The following is an 18,942-nucleotide window of genomic DNA, read 5'->3' as shown; positions in this document are numbered from 1 at the left end:
ACGATGAAGTTACAAAGTATTGAAAAGCTATTGGAAACCGTATGCCGGTTCAATTACGTAAAAATCACCCAAGTTTTTACCCGGCAAGATATCGATTGGGTCAGCGTGAGATGCGTCCCCAGCACAAGTACACTTGAATTGACTTATTTGACGACAGGCGAAGTCGAATGCTTTGCCTCAGTAGCCGAAGCCGCCCATGCTGTCCATGAGCAGCTCCGCCTCCAATAACCTTCTTCCCCCTGATGCGGTCAGGGGGTTTTTTTATGGAAAGCTATTCCATATACCGATGTTCCCTCAAACTTCTTAAACTTGCGATTTCCCGAAGCAGGGATTCGCCGATATTCGTCTCCCGCACCTTCTTCCGCTCCAGTTCCTCATCCACCAGGCGTTTGACTGACAAGACGTCGGTTTCTTTGCTGAGCACATCCTCTTTTGAATTGAAAAGCTGATGGGCCACAAGCTGCATGCCGTAGGAATTGTACAGGAGCGTGTAGCCGGCAATCCCGGTCGTCGACTGGTAGGCCTTTGAAAACCCGCCGTCGATGACCAGCATCTTGCCGTTCGCTTTGATCGGGTTTTCCCCGTCGATCTCCTTCACCGGCGTATGGCCGTTGATGATGCGGCCATGATCCGGATTCAAATCGAATTCAGCGAGCATTTTGCGGCACACGTCTTCGTCTTCGCGCAAGTAATAGTACGGATTCTTCCGTTCCTTATGCGTCTCTTTTTCCTTGATGAAATACCGCTCGAACGTGGTCATTTCCCGTTTGCCGAAGAGGGACGATTTTTCCCCTGTCCATAGGTACCAGACCATATCGGTCGCGAAATCATCCGTCTCTTCCGGGTGTGCGAATGCATAGCGGAGATAATGCTCGAAAACATCCAGCAGTTCACGCCCTGCATAGGTCTTTCCTTCGATCTCCATGCTTTCCATATTGCCTTCCTCGTCCAGCGGAATGCAGCCATGGATCAGGAGGTTGCCGTTGTATTTCAAATAAAGGCTTCCTTTTTTCATGAGGAAGTTCATATGCCGCGCCAGCTTTTCGGAATGCTGGATCGAGAACAGCAATTTATCCATCACTTGCTGCTCCTCTTCCAGCAATTCTTCCGGCTTCTCCGGATTGACCGTCGCAAAACACGTATTTTCCAGTGCGTACGTCTTGCCGTTGAGCGTGACTTCGTTGTTGGCATAATCGGCTTTCTCCAAAAGCAGGCGGTCCGCCATATCGAAGCACGGGCGCCGTTTGATGATCGGGCTCTCCAGCTTGAACTGGATGATGGAGATGGCCTGGTGGATCTTGGTGATCTGCAGCTGCTCCTGCTCGGTCAATTGTTCATCGGCAATGCGCTTCGGCCGGAACGCCGGGTTGTCATCATAGTATTTCTCCGCCAGGTTCAAAAGCGGGCGCAGGTTGATGCCATAGACATCTTCGATAATGTCGAGGTTATTGTAGCGCGCACAAATGCGGACGATATTCGCCAGGCACACTTTGGAGCCCGCAAAAGCACCCAGCCAAAGGACATCGTGGTTCCCCCACTGGATGTCGACCGAATGGTAGTCGATCAGCGTATCGACGATCTTATGCGGATCCGGGCCCCGATCGTAAATATCACCGACAACATGAAGATGGTCCACGACCAGCCGCTGCGTCGTATACGCCAACCCGATGATCAGCTTGTCCGCCTGTCCCAAGGAAATGATCTGTTCAAGCATTTTCCCGTAATAATCCTTCTTGTTCTTGAACTCGTCCGTCTTGTACAGCAATTCTTCGATGATGTAGACAAATTGCTTGGGCAGGGCTTTGCGGATTTTGGAGCGCGTGTATTTCGAGGACGCATAAGAAATCAGCTTCAGCATCCGTTCGATCACTTCGATATACCATTCCTGCAATTCCTTCTTGCTGCTGAAATGGCTCTTGATCATCTGCAGTTTTTCCTCCGGATAATACACCAGCGTCGCAAATTCATTGAGCTCTTTTTCTTCCATTTCATCCTGGAAAAGATCCCTGATTTTCACTTTCACATTTCCCGACCCGTTGCGCAGCACATGCTGGAATGCCTGATACTCGCCGTGCAGATCGCTGACAAAATGCTCCGTCCCTTTCGGCAGATCCAATATCGCTTCCAGATTGATGATTTCTGTCGCCACTTTTTCTTCACTATCGTATTTCTGTGCCAATAAATCCAAGTAATTCAAATTCAACATCCGGGCTCCTCCTCCAAAACTTATTCTCTGTACATCTGTATGTATTGCTTATATAGGTGAACCGATCAATATTCGTTGTGCTCCGCTTCGGGGATGCTGCTAAAACCATAATTGCCTTCCGCTTAAGTATAACAACCGAAGCGCATCCAGGTATATGGAAAGTCTGCCTTTCTTATGTAAAGGCGGAAACGTTGTACTTTACCGGGACAGATGATGTTAATCAAAGCCCCATAACGGGTATAGCATACCAACACGTCAACCAACCGAAGGAGGAAACAAAATGGATTCAACAATGTGGCTTTACATAGCACTCGCTATCGTTGTATTGGCGCTAATTGTAGCCGGAATCGGCGTTTTCCTGTTCATCAAGGGCATGAAAGAGCCGATGAAAAAGATCAAGGGCTCTGCAGACAATCTGAAAGACCGGATGGACAAGCTCAAACTGGAAACGACCAGCTTGCAGCACCATACAAACGAATTGAAGGAAGACATGCAGCAGAAAACCGAGAAAGTCACCGTTTTTCTTGATGCCGCAAAAGGCACCAAGAACTCGGTCGTCGACTTGAACGCATCGGTCCATGCCATCACGAGCGGAATTGCCTCACGAGTCGACCGCGACAGAAGCAAAACCGCCCAGGTCAACCAATGGACCAACACGGCGTTCGGGTTGCTCGATTTGGCGAAAAACCGGAAGAATCCCGAAAAACGCGAAGCTGCGTACTATTCAACATCCGTACCCGAGGAAAGACATCGCTATTAAACGATCATATCCAAAAAAGGCAGCCGCGCAGGCTGCCTTTTTGAATGGATTTTTTACTCTCCACTAGTTCAATTTATCGGGATACGGTGAAGTAGAGATCGGTAGTAGACGATATTCCGCAAAACAGCTGCGCTTGCCGCGGGCTCGCGTCTAAGCCTCCTCAGTCGCTAACGCGACTTGCGGGGTCTCAGCCGTCTCGCTATCCCGCAGGCAAGTATCGGCCAAACAGCATTTGTCCGGTACTTTGCGACGAAGCGCGTAGCGCTGCAGGAGCAGTACGGTTTTCTCCGCTGTTTTGCTGCATATCTTGGATAGCACTACTAAATAAGCAAGGTATCAACTTTTAAAGAACTGTACCAGCGCCGGCGCGTCCACGGGCTAGGCGTAGCTATGAGACGGATGTCCTTCCCGGCTCATTGCGAAAGCCATGCCCAAAGCGCCGAAGCGGCATATCAACCATCCTTCATTAATTCACCGTATCCCGATAAGACGCAAAACATGTGCTTGCTTCGCAAAATGGAATATGGGAAACTTTTAATTGGTGAATATTCAAAAAACGAAGGAGATACATATGCTAACAACCAGCCAGCTTGGTGATATTGAGAAATTGCAAAAAGAAGTGGAGGCCTACGATGGATTGGAACTGAAGCTGAACTGGGATATGCTTCGCTCCCGTACCTCGGACCGGCTCGATTTTTTCCACTATGAAAAAGATGAACTGATCTCATTTTTAGGCCTGTATCCATTCGGCTCTACTGTTGAAGCCACAGGGATGGTGAAGCCGAGCGAACGCCGGAAAGGCCATTTCACCCGGCTGTTTGCCGATGCGATGGCAGCAGTTAAGCAAACCGGCTTCAAGACCATCCTGTTGAACGCTCCGGCAAGTTCTGCTGCAGCGAAAGCATTCCTGAAGGAGCAAGGTGCAATTTATAAATTCTCGGAACATCAGATGCAGTGGCAGCCTCAGCCGCTCGATGCCCTAACCGGCTTCACGCTGCGCAAAGCGGCGACAGCTGATTTAAAGATGCGCGTACGGCTTGATGTGGAGGCGTTCAACCTGCCGGCTGAAGATGCGCAAGCATCGGAAAGCCGGATCGATCAAGACGAAGACACGGATATGCTGATGATCGATGTGGACGGGGAAACCATCGGCAAGATCCGCTTGGCGCGTGATGCGGGCCAAACATGGATCTACGGGTTTTCGATTCTTCCTGAACACCAAGGGAAAGGGATCGGACGCAAAGTCCTGCAGCACGTGGTCAAAACCGAAAGCGAAAAAGGCCATTCCGTCCACTTGGAAGTGGAAACCAAGAATGCTCATGCGCTGCGCCTTTATGAAGCTGTCGGTTTTCAAGTGATGCATGCTCAAGATTATTACAGCTTTTGAACGTAAAGAAGCTTTCGCTTCGAAATCGAAGTACGGGGAGCCCTGCATCCATTTGCAGGCTCCCTTTTTTATTGGTGTGAAGCTTTCAGGCCGTGCCGCTGCCCGCTTTTTTGGAACCAGACCCAATATTCCGCACTAAGAAAATCAGCGAAACGGCACACCCTATTGTCAGTGCAATCCACAACGATAGAAACGGATCCACCGCCCCCGTATCCCGGTAGCTGATCACCGTCATATTGATCAAGGCCAATCCGTAGGCCGTAGCTTTGATTAATACCACGGCACTTAATATCGGCCCCCATACTTTCTTGCGCCATAACAGGATGCCGCTGATGACTAAAGAAGGAATCAGCAGCGAAAGATCAACCCCAAACACAACGGCGGTCGGGTGGCCGGTTTGCGAGATGCTTTCATGCATCTCGTCGGTGAACACGAAAAGCAGTGACAGGCCGATCCACATGCCCCCAAGCAGGATGGCGAAAAACAGCATGAATGCGCTGACCGGTTTATACGGAAGCTTTTCATCGAAGCTTCGGCTGAATTCAAGTGCATCGGTTTGGATCAAAGCAAAAATCAATGCATAGATGGATAGCACGAGCAGCGCGGCATAGAGCAGGAAAAATTCGTTGAAGGCCGCGCCGAAAAGGTAGAACATGTAGTTATAAGCCATATACCACAGCGAACCCATCCAGAACAGCCGCGCTCTCTTTGAGCCGCGCAGCGAAAAGGCCAGCGAAGCGAGGAGCAGCGGCACCACGATGAACAAGGTGACGATGTCATTTCCCTGCCAAGCCGCGACAACGAGTGCATTATCCCGGTAAAGGCCATCAAGGAACAAGCCGCCCCAAGAAGTGATCACGGCCATGAAGGCGATCAAGAATGTGGCAGAAGCCATGGTTTTCCTTGCGATCATCGGGATTCCCTCCCTTCGGCTTTTTGAGCGGTACATGTTCCATTCCAAGGAAGACCGATTCTAGTTGCCGTCCTTTTTTGCCAATAGCTTGGTCAATGGATAGATGCCGGTGCTCTGTACGATCAGCGAAATCACAATCACTGCAAACGACAGCGAGACCAGCAATTGGTCTTTGCCGGATGCCGCCTCCTCCAGCCAAAGAAGAAGCGCCACGGACATGGACCCCTTGATGCCGGACCAGGTGATCAGCGAAATGGTCGAGAAGTCGTTCTGGAATTCATTGCGCCAGGCGGGGACGGCATAGATGAAACCGCCGAGCATGACGAAGCGGGCTGCAAGGGACAGGACGAAAATGGCTGCTGCGAAGCCCCACTCCGGAAACGCCAGGTAGCCTGCCGCCTGGATGCCGATCAGGAGGAACAAGACCGACAAGAGCGTCGGGGTGATGATGTCCCAGAAGCCGTCCAAGTATTCCCGGATATTATGGTCTTCCTTTGTTTTTTCGATTTCATAAGACAGCATAATGCCGGTCACGACCGTAGCCAATACGCCCGATACACCGACGGCTTCGGCAATATAGAAGCCGCCATAAGCGACGGCGATGCTCAGCATCACCTGGTATTCCTTATGGTGCGTGATGTGGACGATCTTGCTCAATATCCAGCCAAATAGGAGGCCGATTGCCACTCCGCCAGCGGACACCAGCAGGAATTCACCCAAAAACTTCCCGACGGAAAATCCGTTACCGGTCTGGAACATCGCCAGGAAAACGGTAAACAGCACGATGCTGGTCCCATCATTCACCATCGATTCCCCTTCCACCACGTCAGCGATCTGTTCTGCACCGGTGCTTTCTTTCAGGATGGAGGTGACAGACACCGGGTCTGTAGGGATCAGAATGGCGGCCAGCAACAAGGCGCCGGTAAAAGAAAGGGATACAAAAAATCCGCTGATCCAGTAGATGGAAGCTCCCAGCAGCACCGCTGTCACGATTAAACCGAGTGTGCTGAGGACAGCTATGATGCCCCAGTTCTCTTTCAGCTGCTTCAATGGAAATTGGTAAGCCGCTGTAAATAGGAGCGCGGGCAGGAACAGCTCGAAAACCATATCCTTTGAAATGTGGACCTCAGAAAAATAAGGGACAAACGATAGCGCCAACCCGATCACGACCAAGATAACGGGGACCGGAAAGAACTTTTTCTTCAGGTCCACAGTGTAGATGATGTAGCCGATAAGCAAAAGAATAAGTATTTGGTGGGTCATCAATACAAACGCCTCTTTTCAAACTGTTCTATACTCCCCCTATTCCTTTCTTTTGCGTTTGTAAACGTCTAAGTGATCAAATAGACCCATGCGCTTCCCCATTCTTTCAGAGGCGGTTCCGCCTCCAACCGATAAACACACCGGTAAACGCGAAGATCAGCATCCCTCCCCAGAAAACGAGCGTCCATTCCAGGGAATGCGGAAAGACATGCGGGAGCACTTGGATTTCCTCATGTGAGAGTGTCATCACCACGTATTTCACTCCCACCCAACCCACAATCACAAAAGCGGTGGTCTCCAGATAGGGGGACTTCTCCAACAGCCCGACAAATTTATGCGCCGCAAAGCGCAGCAGCACCACTCCGGTCAACCCACCGACAAGCATGACTAAAAACTGTGCGCCATTTAGGCCGCCCAGATGAACATCTCCGACCGGCGGCAGCGTTAAGGCGAGCGCAAAAGCAGCCAACATCGAATCGACGGCAAAAGCGATGTCGGCCAATTCGATTTTCAGCACCGTGACCCAAAAACCCGAGCCCTTCGCCGGTTTTGCTTTGTTGCGGCCTCTCGCTCTGCGTTTTTTGGCAAAAAGGTTTCTAAAAGCGACAAATAGGACAAACACTGCTCCGAATGCTTGGATCTGCCAGAGATCCACCAGCAGCGTAATGACGAAAAGTGCGGCAAACCGGAAAACGAAAGCGGCGGCCAAGCCATAGAACAAGGCTTTTTTCTTTTGATGTTTCGGCAAGTGGTCGACCATTACCGCCATCACCACCGCGTTGTCTGCAGCGAGGATGCCTTCCAGTCCGATCAGCACCAGCAGAACCCATAAATATTCCAGCAAGACTGTATCCATCGCTCTCCCTCCCTGCAGATTGTTTCCAGCCTCTATCCGAACCGTTTCGCTGCTCCACAGCTTGTCCTACTGCCGGTTCTTTTTCAATCCGATGGCAGCTCCTGTGACGATGATGGCGATCAGCACTCCCCAAAAAGCGATTGACCATTCCAAGGAATGCGGAAATTCATGCGGCAGCACGTGGATTTTTTCATGCGAGAGCGTCATCACGAGGAGCTTGACGCCTACCCAGCCGACGACGATAAAGGCGGTCGTCTCCAGATGGGGGTATTTCTCCAGCAGCTGGACGAATTTATGCGCCGCAAACCGCATCAGCACCACCCCGATCAGCCCGCCGGCGAGCATGACCAAAAACGGTCCGCCGTTGATGCCGCCGATTTGGAAATCGCCGACAGGCGGTAACGTTACAGCCAGCGCGACGGCAGCGAGCATCGAATCGACGGCAAAGGCAATGTCCGCCAATTCGATTTTCAGCACCGTGACCCAAAAGCCCGATCCCTTCTCTGATCCGCCCCGGCGGATTTCCTCAACTGTATTATTGCCGTCCAGAATGTGTTTCATCGAGATGAAAAGCAAATACGCGGCCCCGAGCGCCTGAATCTGCCAGATATTGACCAACAGCGTGATCATGAAAAGTGCGGCAAACCGGAAGACAAACGCAGCCGCCAACCCGTAGAACAAGGCTTTTTTCTTTTGGTCTTTCGGCAAATGCTTGACCATGACAGCCATCACTACCGCATTGTCTGCAGCCAAAACCCCTTCAAGCCCCACAAGGACCAGCAGCACCCAGGCATATTCCAGCAAGATCGCTTCCATCATTCTTCCTCCCAGCCGATTGCACGGAATCCCCTATATTTTCCCGGCAAGATCCGGTTCTGTTGATTTCCCTCTTAATATACTAAGAATCTGCGGAAATACCTAATTTGAACGGATGGAATCCAGCACTTTTTCGGGGTAAGGCTGCGGCTTCCCGTTCCTTTCTGTGGTAAGGTTTTGCTATAGGCATTTGCCGCACCGCTACTCAGGTACTGGAGGAAAAGCAATGAACGAACGCGACTGGCTCATTTTAAAGACGCTTTATGAAAAAAAGAATATTACCAAGGCGGCCGAAAGCTTGTACTTGTCGCAACCTTCCTTGACGAAAAGGATTCAGCAGATCGAGAAGGAATACGAGCGCCCTCTTCTACAGCGCGGAACCAAAGGCATCCGCTTCACTCCGGAAGGGGAATATTTGGCCCGCTGCGCAGATGAGATGCTTGAGCGCCTCCACCACATCAAAGACCATGTGCAGAATATGGATCAGGAGGCTGCCGGTACGCTCCGGCTCGGGGTTTCGAATTTCATCACCCGCCATAAGCTGCCGCTCCTGCTGAAGTTGTTCCAGGACCGCTTCCCGAAAGTGAATTTCAAAGTGACAACCGGCTGGAGCCGCGACGTCTTCCATCTCACTTATAACCAGGAAGTCCAGGTCGGAATCGTCCGCGGCGACTACCAATGGGTCGGGCCGAAGCTTTTATTGTTTGAAGAGAATTTGTGCATCGCTTCCAAGGAGGCGATCGAACTGGATGAACTTCCCCGCCTCCCGCGGATCGAGTACGAGACAGATGCTTTGCTGAAGACGATGATCGACAATTGGTGGACGGGCACCTTCTCGCAGGCACCGCGGATCGGAATGGAAGTTGATAAAGCCGACACGTGCAAGGAAATGGTGCAAAACGGCTTAGGGTACGGCATCCTGCCGGGCGTCCTCGCTGAAAATGCTCCCGGCCTCCATCTCATCCCGCTGATTGACGGAAACGGCGACCCCCTGGTCCGGCGGACGTGGCTTTTCTACCGGGAAGATTCCCTGGAATCCCGCGCCGTCAAAGAATTTGTCCATTTCGTCGGCGAGCTGGATTTCAAGAATCAATTATAAAAGAACGCAGGCTAGTGATAAGTTTGCATTTAAGCTTGTAGAAAAAATAAATGAGTTTTAAATTTTATAATTATACATGAAATGAAAAAATACCGGATCCTCCACTTCAGGCGGACGCTTTCCGCGGGCTCGCGCCGAACTAACAAAGGACTTGTGCTCCTGCGCAAGCTCGTCGCAAATACTTGCCCTCGCAAGCTTCGGTCAAGCATTGACTAGCGTCCGAGTGGATTTCGACACTTCGCTATCCCACTGGGAAAACCGGTGCTCCTGTCTCTGCATCGCTGCGCTAGCTTCGAGACATGAAAGGGCGTTGCATCGCTTCGCTGCTTCGTCGCAAACAAGTCGGCCGAACTGCCTTCGGCCAACTTGCTCGCCGCCTTCCGTTTCGGATCCTGAAGTCAGCGGCTTGTTCCTAGCAAGTCAAAGTAGAAGTAATATCTTCACCTCATATTTTAGATACAGGTGACGCTCCCGAACGAGTTGGCCACGAGACTCCTGTGGGAGCAGCGAAGCGACTCGAGCTGAAGACCCTGGACTGAGCGAAGCGAATGTTTTTCAATTTGCGACGAGTAATCGCAGGAGCAAGGGAAGCGGCTGAAGCCGAGCCCACGGAAAGCGAAGTGGCCAGCCCGGCCGGGCTTATACATCTCTGTTCATTCAAATCAAATCTTGTCTACCGTATGAAAGAACGCGAGCTTCTGTTGGAGCCCGCGTTCTTTTTGATGCCATTCGCTTTCGGCATGGCCGGACATGCAAAATTGCTATTTCACCCCGGAAGCGGCTTGTTCTATGATGGGAGGAACAGCAGGTACCATCCTGCTGCCTTTTACCGAATTGGAGTTGGCCCTTATGGATGTACTGTCCCTCATTATCCTCAACGTCATTTTGCCGGTATTCCTGCTGATCGGGGCAGGAGCGGTTCTTCACCTTAAATATGCGCTGGACCTGACGACGCTCGCCAAGCTGAACACCTATCTCCTGATGCCCGCTTTGAGCTTCGTCAATGTGTATGAAAGCTCTATGAGCGCCGATACGCTCCTCCATGTCCTGAGTTTCCTGGTCGTCCAAAGCGCTGCGCTCATGCTCGTGAGCACCGCCATTTCCCGGGCGGCCAAGTTCGAACCCGGCTTGTCTGCGACGTTCAAGAACAGCGTCGTGCTCATCAATTCCGGCAATTTCGGCTTGCCGGTGAGCCAGCTGGTGTTCCAACAGAACCCCCTTGGGCTGTCGATTCAGATCATCGTCATGATTTTTCAGAACCTGTTGACTTATACATACGGCCTGTATAATTCCGTCTCTGTCAACAACCGCGGACTGCAGGCGATGAAAGTGTTTCTGCGAAATCCGGTGATTTATGCGTTCGTGGCCGGTTTGCTTCTCCACTTGCTGTCGGTCGATATCCCCCAATCCATCTGGACGCCCATCGATAATACGGCCGATGCCTTTTTAGCCGTCGCCTTGGTCACGCTCGGCGCACAAAGCGCTTCCCTCAAACTGATCCGGTTTTCCTTGCCGCTTACGCTCAGCATCCTCGGCCGGCTGGTAGTGTCTCCGGCCATCGCCATCCTGGTGATTACAGCACTGAGCCTCGAAGGCACGACGGCCCAGGCTCTCTTTATCGCAAGTTCGTTTCCGACTTCCCGCAACAGCTCGCTTTTTGCGCTGGAATACGGAAACCATCCCGATTATGCTGCACAGGCGGTGTTGATGTCGACCGTTTTCAGCATCGTGACGGTCACTGTAGTCGTTTATTCGGCGAAATTACTTTTCCCCTAACGGACAAAAAAGCTCCAGCCCTGCGGCATTGCCTGCAGGGCTGGAGCTTTTTTATGTTCCACGTGGAACTTATGCTTCGAAAGAATCGAGCACGATGGAGCGCTGATTCGTCGCCGCTGCAAGTTCGTCAATTTTGTTCTGGAGCGCTTGGTGGTCGAACGATTTCAACTTCTGCCCTTCCAGTACTTCAAGGACATACAGCTGCATGTTCCAGATGGTTTCGTGCTGGTGTTGTGGAGCGATTTTAGCCGCCACCTTCAAAGAATCCGTCATGGAATACAGTACGGAGATATCCTCTTTTCCGTAATGCGACAGCTGGAAGAACACGCTGTACAAAATCGATTGATAGGATGGGAACTGGTATTTGACCAGCTGCGTTCCTTCTTTGTCCGCAAGGATCAGCGTCCCGGTCCGGATGGATCCGATCTTCCCGAGCAGACTGCCGGTACGCAGGAGGATGTCGTTTGCGGTGTTCGGGTCGTTGATTCCCGGCGAGATGGCGCGGAGCGCGATTTCGACCAGTTTTTGCAGTGCGTAAGGAATGTCCTGCCCCGACAGCCGCTCGCTTCCGATAGCGTAGAACTCTTTCAACGAAAAGTCCGTTTGCTCCTTCGAATACACGTTCATGATCGGCATGCCTTCGTAAATATAATCGCCGACGGAAACCAGGATCTCGATTTCGAGCTCGTGCTTTTTGGCATACTGCTTGACCTTTTCGAGCGAGACAAACTGCAGGTACCCGTCCCGTTCCCCTTTGATCTCCTGTTTGATGCCGGTGGGAGCCCATGAGCCCGGTGCAGGAGCGTCCGCTTCTTTTTCCTCCAGCTTCTTGCTGCGGGCAATGACTTCTTCTGTGTCTTTGACCAGTTCGTCGACGAGCTTCCCGACCTGGACCGTCGTCGCGATTTTATGGATAAAGAATGCGAATGTCGCCAGGCAGAAAAACGCGATCAAAATGCCGACAAATGTAGAAATCACGTCATGCGTATAAAGATGCTCCCGCATGAACAGCAGCGACAAGGTATTGTAGATGAACCCGCCCAGAAAAACACCGAGCACGCGCCATGTCACCGGATCGTGGACAAAGTTCTTCAATGCGCGCGGAGAGAACTGGGAAGAATACATCGTCAATACGACCAGGATTGTCGAAAAGGTAAACGTGCTCATGGTCAGCAGGGCGCCCGACAAGGTACCCATGATCGTTTTCGCCAAATCCACTTTGGTGAGGAGGATCGACGGGATAAAGTCCTTATAGCGTTCAACCAGCAGCAAGTCGACGTAGAAAAAACCGACCGACAGCAGCACAGCTAGAATGCTGTAAATTGCAGGCGTGACCCAGAATTTCTCTTTGAACCAATAGGATAGTGAAGACAAAACGGTCCCTCCTTCCGCTGAAACGATGCGGCGCCGCTTGAAAATAAAATCCCCTTCAGCTTTTTCAAGATTTTATCCATCCGGCGCCGTGCCTCATGTATAGAACTTGATGAAAAATGTCGTACCTTTCGGACTGGTGTCGATTTCGATTTTAGCATTGTGGCGGGCGGCGATGGCATAGCAGATGCCGAGGCCCAGTCCGGTGCCATTGTCTTTTGTCGTAAAGAACGGCGTACCGAGCTTTTCCAGCACTTCAGGCTTGATGCCCTCCCCTTCGTCCTTCACGGCCAACACCACACAATGGTCGCCTTCGGTATAAGTGCCGATGGTCAGGACCTTCCCTGCTTCCATCGATTCCAAACCGTTGCGGTACAGGTTGATGAGCAATTGCCGGATTTCGTTGCGGTTCAGCAGCAGTTCCGGAATATCCGCTGTCTCGAATTCAATCAGCTTGTCCTGGCTGAACGTATCGATTTTGATGAGCGGAGCGATGTCATGGATGATGGAGTTCAGATCGAGCATCTGCAGCGGCGATGTCCGGGTATTCCCCACGGAAAGGAATTCCGTGATGATGGAATTCGCCCGGTCCAGTTCGTCGATCATCAGCTTGAAATGCTCGCTGTGCTCTTCCAGCCCGTCCTTTTGCTGCAGGATCTGGAGAAACCCGCGAACGGTGGTCATCGGATTCCGGATTTCGTGGCTGATGCCGGCCGCCATTTGCCCGATCAAATCCAAACTCGCCAGCCTTTTCAATTCTTTTTCGTATTTCTTTTTCTCGGAAATGTTTTTGAACAGGCAGCAGATGCCTTCGTCGTACGGGTATGCGACCACTTCGTGCCAATGCTCCTCGGAAATCGAAGGCATTTCAAAGTGCACCGGAATCCGGTCCACCATAGCGCGCTCGAACTCCGTCTGCATGATGGTGCCGGCCGTATCCGGGAAGATGTCCCAGAAGCTTTTGCCCAATACTTCTTTCGCCTTTTTTTCCTCCGGCAAATACTGGTGCTTGTTGACGTAGATAAACTGCCATTCTTTGTTCAATGCAAAAAATCCGTCGGTGATGCTCTCAATGACACTGGTCACCCGTTCGTTGGCAGCGGCGAGTTCGCTCGTCCGTTCATCCACCATGCTTTCCAGCTCATCCATGTACATCAAATTCGAAAAAGTCGGTGCTGTCGCATCGACAATCGATTGCGCCAGCTGAATCTGGAAGTCCTCATAGCTCGGTGCTCCTCCGATCAAACCGGCCGCGGTAATAACGCCCAGCACCTGGCCACGGGAAACCAGTGGAATCATGAGCAGGTCCGTCCGTTCTTTATCCGGGATGAACAGGATCTCCCTTTCGCGGATGACCTGCTGGATCAGCCCTTCATAAGTTTCCAAGCACCCTTCCGGCACACCCCATTCCTCTTCCGCCCATTCGCATTCTTTGCCGAACTTCGTCAGCCGAATCTCTTTTTTTCCGACCGGGTCGAGCAAGTGGGCCGCCAGGTTTTTCGTCTCCAAAATCTTTTCCAGATAGTAGAAGCATTTTTCCAGACTTTCCTCGATTGACGAGCACATCGACAAGTCCCGCGTCACATTGAGCAGCAATTGCTTCTGGGCGATGAGGTTTTCCTTCTGCTTCAGGTTTTTCGCATTTTGGATCGCCACCGCCGCCATGTTGACATAGGCTTCGACGCTCTGAATCTCCGATTCTGTCAAATTCATCGGCGTCCCGTAGTCAAACAGGAAAACGAGCCCGAACAGCTCCTGTTCAAATGAAATGGGCAGGGCCAACAACGACTTGATCTCAAATGACTTGACCGGTCCGGTATCGGGCCGGCTGTCTTTTGACGTGTCCGGAATGTAGATGGTTTTTCTCGTCTCAATCACTTCGCGTGCCAACAGATCGACTTTCGGGTCGATAATCTGCGAGTCCAGCGACTGGCCGCTCTGAATTTCCGGCTTTCCGGCAAACGCTTTGTATTTCCCGTCTTTGTAAGGCAGGAAAATGCCGACCGAACTGCATTGCATAATTTCTTCCGAGATGGCCAGCGTGACATGCTGCAGCACTTCGCGAAGCTCCAGTTTCGTATTGATGACTTTTGTTATATTGGCTAGCCTAGAATATCTTGTTTGTTCCTGTATCATCCGCGCAGTCTCCTATCACCAGGCCGAGCAGAAAAGCCTGCATGCTTTTTCTAATAAATTCCTGTCTCCTTTTATTTTACATGCCGGAGGGGAAATCTAATAGCGCAAGGGGCAATGTTTCGGAAAGTGAAGTTGTTCAGGAGATGGAAGCCCTGTTGCCGAAATGGATAGAACTGTCCATGAAAACAAAAAAAACACCTTACCCGAAGGTAAAGTGTCTTGTGTATTGCGGCGTCCAAATCACGGTTCACAACGTGTTCCTAATTAAAGGGGTATTGGTCCGTCTTACGCAAACGAGCTCATCGCGTCTTTAACAATAAGGCATGGCGCCCATTGTGTCAATGGGTGCCGCTTAGGAAAGAGAACCGAGGCTCCTCGTACTTCCTAAACTGACCCTTAAGAATTGTTCGTTATTGATACTTTCCACTAGGCCACCCCTCTGCTAGTATTAGCAAGAAATTATAAACGGCGTGCAGAAGGCCCCTCTCGACCGGCTTTTCTTTAGCCATAAAAAAATAAACTAAAAGGCAGGTTCTGGCTATGCAAAAAACAACTACTGCGACATATTCGAACAAACGCACTTTTGACCTGATTTTGACGTCCATGGCCATCGCACTCGTATTCGTGGCCACACTCCTCTTGAACATCAAATTGCCGATCACGGCAAACGGCGGCTTGGTCCACCTCGGAACAGCCATGCTCTTCATCATCGCCCTCGTCTTCGGCCCGAAAAAAGCGGCCATTGCCGGCGCTGTCGGCATGGGATTGTTCGATTTGGTCTCCGGCTGGACATTGTGGGCGCCGATCACCATCGTAGCTCGCGGTTTGCAGGGCTACCTCGTCGGGAAAATCGCCTGGTCGAATGGCCGCAACGGAAACAGCTTCAGCTTCAATATCCTCGCAGCCATCGCATCGATTCCGGTGATGCTGGCGGTCTATTATGTCGGCGAAGCGATCATCTTCGGCAACTTCGTGGTGCCGGCCGCTTCCATCCCGGGCAATATCGTCCAAAACGTCGTCGGGCTCCTGGTAGCTATTCCAGTGGCGGCCGCTTTGAAAAAAACACCGTTCTTCAAATGATAAGAAATAACCTATTTTATTCACCTGTAAAACAAGGACCGGACCATCCGCTCCTTGTTTTTTTGTGTTCTGCCCTCCAAAGAAGATCATAGGAGTAGCAGGTATCAAAGAGAAAAAGGATTCTGCGGGCTTCTATCGAAGTAAACAAGACGACGAAAAGGAGGGCAATCCATGACAAGAGATTTTGAAGTATTAAGCGGTGCAGAGCCATATACAGCAGAAGGCGGCCGTACCGGCATACTCGTTTCGCACGGCTTTACAGGAACCGTACAGAGCATGCGGCCGCTTGGCGAAGCATTTGCACGGGAAGGCTATACGGTGACGGTCCCGCGCCTGAAAGGGCACGGCACCCACCACGAAGAGATGGAAGGAACGACGTACCAGGACTGGATTGCATCTGTTGAAGAGGCGTTTGCCTGGCTGAAGGAACGGTGCGACACCATTTTCATGGCCGGCCTGTCGATGGGGGGAACGCTCGCCCTCTATATGGCGCAGCAGCACCCTGAAATTCGCGCCATCTCTCTGATCAACGCGGCAGTAGCCGTTCCGGCAATGAAGTCGGTGCACGACATGGAGGCGGATATCCGGTTCCTCGATGCCATCGGTTCGGATATCAAAAAACCGGGCATTGTGGAACTGGCCTACGAAAAGACGCCGGTGGCCTCCGTCAAACAGATCCTCGCGTTCATGGATGAAGTGCGCGGCGGCTTGTCTGATGTCCGGTGCCCGGCGCTGATTTTCGTGTCGCCCGAAGACCATGTGGTTCCACCTGAAAATGCGCAGATCATTTATGACGGTATCGCTTCCGAAGAAAAATCCATTATCGAAATGCCAGAAAGCTACCATGTGGCCACGCTCGACAATGACCAGCAGCGCATCATCGATGAAACGCTGGCGTTCTTCAAAAAACATGAATAGTCAGGGGCTCGAAACCTTTCGGGTTTTTGACCACTAGAAAAAGAGCCTTCCGTCCGGAAATTCCTGGACAGAAGGCTCTTTTGGATGGCTGCTCCTCCCTCCACTCCCGAGCCGCTCGATGGCAATAACCCCTGGCGAATCCAAAAGAACCGCCCATTCGTTTTTCGATGGGCGGTTCTTATCTTGTTAAGAAAGATACAAAATTCTTGACTCTTAACCGATATTCCGCAAAACAGCTTCGAAGGTATTGGCCGAAGGTAGTTCGGCCGATAGCTTTGCGACGAAGCGCGTAGCGCTGCAACGGTTTTTCATGTCCCGAAGCTAGCGCAGCGATGCAGGGACAGGAGCATATGTTTTAGCCGCGGGCGTCACTGCCGTTTCACTTCATATCTCAGATAGCACTACTAAAACGGATAGAGTTATCAGCTTTTAAAGAGCATAACCAGCGCCGGCGCGACCACGGGCTAGGCGGAGCTATTCCCAAAGCGGCCGAAGCGGGATAATAAGTTTATTTCTTTTATTAACTTATCTAAAGAAGATTTCTCGATAGCAAAAGAACCACCCATCCGTTTCGGGATGGGTGGTTCAAATTTTAGCATTGCACTAATCAGCTTTCAATCAGCGGGCTACAGGTTTTTTCTCGGGAAAGCCGAGCGTCCGGGCTGTATGTTCATGGATTTCGCGGAGCAGTTCCGGGTTGTCCATCAATGCCAATCCGTACGAAGGAATCATTTCCTTGATTTTCGATTCCCATTCGACGATGCGGTCCGGGAAGCACTTCGTGATGACTTCAAGCATGACGTTCACGGCTGTCGATGCACCAGGAGATGCGCCGAGCAGCGCTGCAATCGAACCGTCCGAAGCCGTAACCACTTCGGTTCCGAATTGCAATGTGCCTTTTCCGGATTCCGTATCTTTGATGACCTGGACACGCTGTCCGGCTACAATCAGATCCCAATCTTCGCTTTTCGCGTCCGGAATAAAGTCACGCAATTCTTCCATGCGCTGTTCTTTCGTCAGCATGACTTGCTGAATCAAGTATTTGGTCAGCGCCATCTCTTTCGCGCCTGCCGACAGCATTGTCAGGACGTTGCTCGGCTTCACGGAAGTGATCAAGTCGAGATTCGATCCGGTTTTCAGGAACTTCGGCGTAAAGCCGGCAAATGGCCCGAACAGCAATGATTTCTTGTTGTCGATGAAGCGGGTATCCAAATGCGGAACGGACATTGGCGGAGCGCCGATCGCCGCTTTGCCGTAGATTTTCGCGTTGTGCTGGTCGATGACGATCGGGTTGTTGCAGACCATGAACAGGCCGCTTACCGGGAATCCGCCGATATGCTTCGATTCGGGGATGCCGGATTTCTGCAGCAAGTGGATGCTTCCGCCGCCGCCGCCGATAAAGACGAATTTCGCCGTCTGGCGCTTCGTTTTGCCGCTTTGTTGATCTTTTACTTTCACTTCCCACAGACCATCTTTCGTGCGCTTGAGGTCTTCGACGCTGTGGTTGTAGTTGACGTCCACATTGGCACGCTGGAACTGGTTGAACAAGATGCGCGTCAAGGCGCCAAAGTTGACGTCAGTCCCTGTGTCGATCTTGGTGGCCGCAATCGGTTCGCCCGGCTTCCGGCTATACATGACCAGCGGCATCCATTCTTTCAAACGTTTCGGATCTTCCGAGTATTCCATGCCTTCGAACAACGGGTTTTTCGACATCGCTTCAAAACGATTTCTCAAGAAACGGACGTTGTCTTCCCCGCGGACCATGCTCATATGCGGCAATTGCACGATGAAATCTTTCGGGTTCGGCACCACTTGTCTGTTCACGAGATGCGACCAGAATTGCATGGACACCTGGAATTGCTCATTGATTTTGACGGCCTTGCTAATATCAACAGATCCATCAGATTTTTCGGTCGTGTAATTCAGCTCGCAAAGTGCCGCGTGCCCGGTTCCCGCATTGTTCCATTCGTTGGAGCTTTCCTGCCCAGCGCTTGAAAGTTTTTCATAAACGGAAATTTTCCAGTCCGGCGCTAATTCTTTCAGAAGGATTCCCAATGTCGCACTCATAATTCCGGCACCTATCAAGATAACGTCTGTATCAGCTTCTCTATTGCTCATTATTACCTTCCTTTTCTAACCTGAAATTTGGAGAAAGGATGCACGCGCTTCCCGTTCTGTCGTTCCGGGAAGGCCATCTTTTCCTTGTTACTACTAACTATATCATAATGTGAGATTGATAATTATAGCTCAAAACATTTCTATTATAAGCCATTTCGCCGGAATTGTCCGTCTATGCGCCTCTTTTCCCCTAAAATACCAGCGTTTCTGCTCTATTTTTTGATATGGCCCCAGCCAGTATTT

General features: G+C 51.2%; 15 protein-coding genes. 7 read left to right on the top strand and 8 right to left on the bottom strand.

Going from position 1 to position 18,942, the window contains the following annotated elements:
- Positions 1–3 precede the first annotated feature (3 nt).
- The gene (locus ACFSDB_RS11380) at positions 4–228 is read left to right on the top strand and encodes a hypothetical protein (protein WP_204893206.1); all 225 of its coding nucleotides are present in this window, start codon (positions 4–6) and stop codon (positions 226–228) included.
- 43 nt (positions 229–271) lie between these two features.
- Here the strand turns inward: ACFSDB_RS11380 and ACFSDB_RS11375 are convergent, their stop codons facing one another.
- On the bottom strand, positions 272–2,203 hold the full coding sequence (locus ACFSDB_RS11375; protein ID WP_204893281.1) for a fructose-1,6-bisphosphatase: 1,932 nt from the start codon (positions 2,201–2,203) through the stop codon (positions 272–274).
- 283 nt (positions 2,204–2,486) lie between these two features.
- Between ACFSDB_RS11375 and ACFSDB_RS11370 the strand changes: the two genes are divergently transcribed.
- Together ACFSDB_RS11370 and ACFSDB_RS11365 are read left to right on the top strand one after the other, a co-directional pair.
- Positions 2,487–2,966 carry a DUF948 domain-containing protein gene (locus ACFSDB_RS11370; protein ID WP_204893205.1) on the top strand — a complete coding sequence of 160 codons (480 nt, stop codon included), beginning with the start codon at positions 2,487–2,489 and terminating at the stop codon, positions 2,964–2,966.
- A 571-nt stretch (positions 2,967–3,537) separates the two neighbouring features.
- Positions 3,538–4,353: a GNAT family N-acetyltransferase gene (locus tag ACFSDB_RS11365; RefSeq protein ID WP_204893204.1), complete on the top strand. Its 816-nt coding sequence runs from the start codon at positions 3,538–3,540 to the stop codon at positions 4,351–4,353.
- A gap of 85 nt (positions 4,354–4,438) precedes the next feature.
- Here the strand turns inward: ACFSDB_RS11365 and ACFSDB_RS11360 are convergent, their stop codons facing one another.
- From ACFSDB_RS11360 to ACFSDB_RS11345, 4 genes are all read right to left on the bottom strand, one after another.
- The gene (locus ACFSDB_RS11360) at positions 4,439–5,266 is read right to left on the bottom strand and encodes a hypothetical protein (protein WP_204893203.1); all 828 of its coding nucleotides are present in this window, start codon (positions 5,264–5,266) and stop codon (positions 4,439–4,441) included.
- A gap of 60 nt (positions 5,267–5,326) precedes the next feature.
- On the bottom strand, positions 5,327–6,529 hold the full coding sequence (locus tag ACFSDB_RS11355; RefSeq protein WP_377340149.1) for a cation:proton antiporter: 1,203 nt from the start codon (positions 6,527–6,529) through the stop codon (positions 5,327–5,329).
- A 106-nt stretch (positions 6,530–6,635) separates the two neighbouring features.
- Entirely contained in the window at positions 6,636–7,385 is a 750-nt protein-coding gene (locus ACFSDB_RS11350; protein ID WP_204893201.1) for a TerC family protein, read from the bottom strand.
- Positions 7,386–7,451: 66 nt separating this feature from the next.
- Entirely contained in the window at positions 7,452–8,201 is a 750-nt protein-coding gene (locus ACFSDB_RS11345; RefSeq protein WP_204893200.1) for a TerC family protein, read from the bottom strand.
- A gap of 226 nt (positions 8,202–8,427) precedes the next feature.
- On the opposite strand from ACFSDB_RS11345, the gene ACFSDB_RS11340 reads away from it, so the two are divergent.
- Both ACFSDB_RS11340 and ACFSDB_RS11335 read left to right on the top strand, forming a co-directional pair.
- Positions 8,428–9,300, top strand: coding sequence for a LysR family transcriptional regulator (locus ACFSDB_RS11340; protein ID WP_204893199.1), 873 nt, complete (start codon positions 8,428–8,430; stop codon positions 9,298–9,300).
- Between the two features lie 849 nt (positions 9,301–10,149).
- Positions 10,150–11,076: an AEC family transporter gene (locus ACFSDB_RS11335; protein ID WP_204893280.1), complete on the top strand. Its 927-nt coding sequence runs from the start codon at positions 10,150–10,152 to the stop codon at positions 11,074–11,076.
- 69 nt (positions 11,077–11,145) lie between these two features.
- Here ACFSDB_RS11335 and ACFSDB_RS11330 read toward each other — a convergent pair whose 3' ends face one another.
- Positions 11,146–12,450 (bottom strand): DUF2254 domain-containing protein, encoded by a 1,305-nt coding sequence (locus ACFSDB_RS11330; RefSeq protein ID WP_204893198.1) that lies wholly within the window; start codon positions 12,448–12,450, stop codon positions 11,146–11,148.
- Positions 12,451–12,543: 93 nt separating this feature from the next.
- Positions 12,544–14,583 (bottom strand): GAF domain-containing protein, encoded by a 2,040-nt coding sequence (locus tag ACFSDB_RS11325; RefSeq protein ID WP_204893197.1) that lies wholly within the window; start codon positions 14,581–14,583, stop codon positions 12,544–12,546.
- Between the two features lie 540 nt (positions 14,584–15,123).
- Here ACFSDB_RS11325 and ACFSDB_RS11320 point away from each other — a divergent pair.
- A complete protein-coding gene (locus tag ACFSDB_RS11320; protein WP_204893196.1) occupies positions 15,124–15,663 on the top strand; it encodes an ECF transporter S component in 540 nt (179 codons plus the stop codon).
- 171 nt (positions 15,664–15,834) lie between these two features.
- Complete coding sequence (locus ACFSDB_RS11315; protein WP_204893195.1) at positions 15,835–16,581, top strand: alpha/beta hydrolase; 747 nt, start codon at positions 15,835–15,837, stop codon at positions 16,579–16,581.
- A gap of 618 nt (positions 16,582–17,199) precedes the next feature.
- Here the strand turns inward: ACFSDB_RS11315 and ACFSDB_RS11310 are convergent.
- Positions 17,200–18,699 carry a malate:quinone oxidoreductase gene (locus ACFSDB_RS11310; protein ID WP_204893194.1) on the bottom strand — a complete coding sequence of 500 codons (1,500 nt, stop codon included), beginning with the start codon at positions 18,697–18,699 and terminating at the stop codon, positions 17,200–17,202.
- Between the last annotated feature and the right edge of the window lie 243 nt (positions 18,700–18,942).

This window comes from Planococcus chinensis (assembly GCF_042681545.1).
Classification (GTDB): Bacteria; Bacillota; Bacilli; order Bacillales_A; family Planococcaceae; genus Planococcus; species Planococcus chinensis.
The sequence above is the reverse complement of the archived record's forward strand: the minus strand, read 5'-3'. Positions and strand labels throughout refer to the sequence as shown.